This is a genomic window from Actinomycetota bacterium (assembly GCA_028698215.1).
Classification (GTDB): domain Bacteria; phylum Actinomycetota; class Humimicrobiia; order Humimicrobiales; family Humimicrobiaceae; genus Halolacustris.
This window is the reverse complement of the sequence record JAQVDY010000057.1, coordinates 1-3478: the sequence shown is the minus strand read 5'-3', so window position 1 is coordinate 3478 and position 3478 is coordinate 1. Positions and strand designations below refer to the sequence as shown.

Below are 3478 nucleotides of genomic sequence, written 5' to 3'. Positions count from 1 at the left end.
AAAAATCTTGACAAAAGGCATAATTGATTTTAGTATTGAAATCGATACCATATATAATTAATTGTTCAGATGTTCAAATAATTTAATCTTATAAATCTAAAGGAGGTGCAAGCCGAAAAAACCATTTATCCAAATCACTAAAAGGAGGTCCAATGAACAGTAAGAAGCTAATGACAGGCATAATTGCCTTAATATTGGTTATAGGAGTCTCAGTTGTATTTGGTGCTGCCGGCTGTGCCCAGGAAACCGGTCAAGCGGTAGAGGAAGCAGTAGAAGAGGCAGTTGAGGAAACTGAGCAGGCAGCAGAAGAAGTCCAGGAAGCTGCAGAAGAAGCAGTGGAGGAAGCAGAAGAAGAGTTATCCTATGAAGGTACAGTTATAACCCTGATGCATGACAAGGGTGGAAACCCCAATTACCAGCCTTATTTTGAAGAAATGGGAGCTAAAACCCAGGAGATGTTTGGCATAGGCATTGAGCCTATTCCTTATCCTACCACTGATGTATTTATTTCCACAGTTAGGGCTGCCCTTCCTACAGAGGAAGCACCAGACTTGTTTACCTGGTGGTCCACTTACCGGATGAAAGAGCTTATAGACCAGGGTCTTCTGGCAGAAACCACTGACCTTTGGGAAAAACATAAAGATGAGTATTCTCAAGGTTTGATTGACGGCTTTACCTTTGACGGAAAAGCCTATGGATTTTCCTACACCCAGGAGTACTGGCCGGTATGGTATAACAAGGAAGTATTTGACAGGCTGGGACTGGAAGAACCGGAGACTTGGGACCAGTTTACAGCTATATGCGACACCTTGCTGGAAAACGGCATAACACCTATAGCCCAGACCGTACAGGCCCGTTGGCCGACCTTCATCTGGTTTGAAGAGATGATAATTGGCCAGGACCCGGATCTTTACGTAGACCTGTGTGAAGGTAAGGCTAAATACAGCGATCCGGAAGTAAAAGAGGCTTTTGAGGTATGGAAATCCATGATAGAAGCCGGCTACTTCACCGATCCAGGCATAGACCTGTTTGTAGATGCAGCGGTTATGTTCAATGAAGAAGAAGTAGGTATGGTTCTTTGTGGAACCTGGTACTATGAGTCAGTTTTTGTAGCCAATGGCGTACCTGAGGAGAAAATTGATTCCTTCATACTGCCATCCCATAATCCTGATGCTGGCTTGAATGTAGTGCTGGAAATGTCGCCTATAGCAGTTAGTGCCAATTCTCAGAACCTGGAAGCAACGCTTCAGGTGGTAGACTACCTGATGAGCCCGGAAGGCAATGAGATATTTGCCAGCCAGAACAGGTCTTATCCTTCCAATACTCAATCCGGTACTGATTTCCTGCCTGAGGTTAAAGTAAAGGTAGCTGATACCATTATAAACAATGGTTACAGGATCCTTAACCGGTACTGGGAAGCTACTCCTACACCTATATGTGAGGAAGCAGTAGATAAATTTGCTGAATTTATTACCAATCCTGATCAGCTGGATAGAATACTGCAAGAACTAGATACTATTGCTGACAATTACTGGCAGCAATAAAGTTAAAACACAGGAGGGCAGCCCCAGGCTGCCCTCCCTTTGAAAACTTTGTTTGGCGGGGACTGGTTTATGAAAAATCATAGCAGGTTAGTAAGTTACCTTTTTATAGCACCAGCTTTTCTACTGGTAGTAATATTCTTATTGGTGCCCATGTTTCAAAACATTTACTACAGTTTTTTTAATTGGGACGGAATATCCCAGCCGGTATTTACCGGTTTCAGCAATTATATTCAACTCTTTAAAGATTCCAATTTTTTAATTTCATTCAGGAATACCATCCTATGGGTAATATTTACCCTTATATTTCCTGTATTTGGCGGTTTGCTTATTGCCGTTTTTTTACGCGGCCTTAAGTTTGGTAATTTTTTTAAATCAATATTTTATATCCCCATTACCATATCATTTGTAGCTACCGGTATAATCTGGAACTATATGTACAGCCGGCAGGTGGGAGTACTAAATGAGATATTTAACCTTATAGGCCTGGACAAGGTGTCCTGGCTGGTAAATGTTCCCTTAAATACTTTCTCCCTGCTTATAACCTGGACCTGGCAGCAGCTGGGAGTGAATATGGTATTGTTTTTGATGGGCTTGACCGCCATACCGGTGGAGCAGACAGAAGCAGCCATGATTGAGGGGGCCAGCAAGTGGCAGACCTTTATACATGTTACTTTTCCTATGCTGAGGCCTATCACCACGGTAGTAGTGGTTATGGCTACAGCCAATTCATTTAAAGTGTTTGATTTGATATATGTAATGACCAGGGGAGGGCCTTACCGGTCTTCTGAAACTCTGGCAGTGACCATGTTCAGGGAGACCTTTACCATGTCCAATATGGGATATGGGGCTGCGGTATCCATAGTGCTTTCCATTGTTGTGGTTGCGGTATCAGCTTTCTATTTGAGAAGTATGCTCAAAAAGGATTTGTTATACTACTAGAGGAGTAAAAGAAGACCATGGAAAAACTTCGAAAGATAATAACATACACAGTCCTGGTATTGTTGGTAATAGCATGGCTGCTGCCGGTGTTTGCTATTATAATGGCTGCCCTAAAAAGTCCGCAGGAGTTTAATTCTACTTCTTTTTTCCAGTTTCCTACTAAAATAGCTTTTGTTGAAAACTTTCAAATGGCTATTAAGCAGTGGAAACTCCATGAGCATTTCCTTAACTCCTTTATCTATGCCATTAGCGGAGGGATTATTGCCATTATTACAGCCTCTATGGCCGGTTTCAGCATTATCAGGTTAAGGCCCAGGTTCAATTTTCCCCTGTTTCTAATAATTTATTCCGGTACCCTGTTTCCCTTTCAGATGTATTTGATTCCTCTTTACCGGATTTTTAACAATATTGGCTTATATGACAGCAAGATAGGGATGATACTTGTTTATTCTGCCCTTTGTATACCATTCAGCCTGTTTGTATACAGGGGCTTTTATACCACCATACCCAAAGAAATTGAGGATGCTGCCAATATTGACGGCTGCAATGCCTTCCAGCTCTATTTACATATCTTTTTACCCCAGTCGGTGGCCCCTACAGCAGTAGTGGCCTTGTTCCAAATGACCTGGATCTGGAATGACCTGCTGTTTGGCATGGTGCTTACCCGGACCGGTAATGCCAGGCCGGTTATGGTTTCACTGGCTTCCATGTCTGGAGTAAGCGGGGGAATAATACCTTATATCATGAGCGGAGTAATATTTACTTCCCTTCCTACCATAGTTCTGTTCATACTGCTAAGAAGATACTTCATTTCCGGAATGGTGCTGACTGCACCCGGAGATTAATATATATAAAACTGGTTAGTAAAAGGAGCTAGACCATGAAAGAGCGATACAATTCCAGGGAAAGGGTTCGCCTGGCCATTAGCCATAAGGAAGCAGACCGTGTACCTATTGATTTTGGAGCCATGAGGTCTACCGGCATAGCTACAATTG

At 42.6% G+C, this 3478-nt stretch carries 3 protein-coding genes; all 3 read left to right on the top strand.

The features are described from left to right. Nucleotides 1-152 precede the first annotated feature (152 nt). The 3 genes from PHN32_09105 (at nucleotide 153) to PHN32_09095 (ending at nucleotide 3328) form a co-directional block, all read left to right on the top strand. Nucleotides 153-1544 (top strand): extracellular solute-binding protein, encoded by a 1392-nt coding sequence (locus PHN32_09105; protein MDD3777745.1) that lies wholly within the window; start codon nucleotides 153-155, stop codon nucleotides 1542-1544. 69 nt (nucleotides 1545-1613) lie between these two features. Further along, nucleotides 1614-2483, top strand: a complete 870-nt coding sequence (locus PHN32_09100; protein ID MDD3777744.1) for a sugar ABC transporter permease — start codon at nucleotides 1614-1616, stop codon at nucleotides 2481-2483. A gap of 17 nt (nucleotides 2484-2500) precedes the next feature. Continuing rightward, a complete protein-coding gene (locus PHN32_09095; protein ID MDD3777743.1) occupies nucleotides 2501-3328 on the top strand; it encodes a carbohydrate ABC transporter permease in 828 nt (275 codons plus the stop codon). The last annotated feature ends 150 nt before the right edge of the window (nucleotides 3329-3478 follow it).

Excerpts from the sequence above, each read along its gene's own strand:
- PHN32_09105 (MDD3777745.1), top strand. The coding sequence starts at position 153 with ATGAACAGTAAGAAGCTAATGACAGGCATAATTGCCTTAATATTGGTT.
- PHN32_09100 (MDD3777744.1), top strand. The coding sequence starts at position 1,614 with ATGAAAAATCATAGCAGGTTAGTAAGTTACCTTTTTATAGCACCAGCT.
- PHN32_09095 (MDD3777743.1), top strand. The coding sequence starts at position 2,501 with ATGGAAAAACTTCGAAAGATAATAACATACACAGTCCTGGTATTGTTG.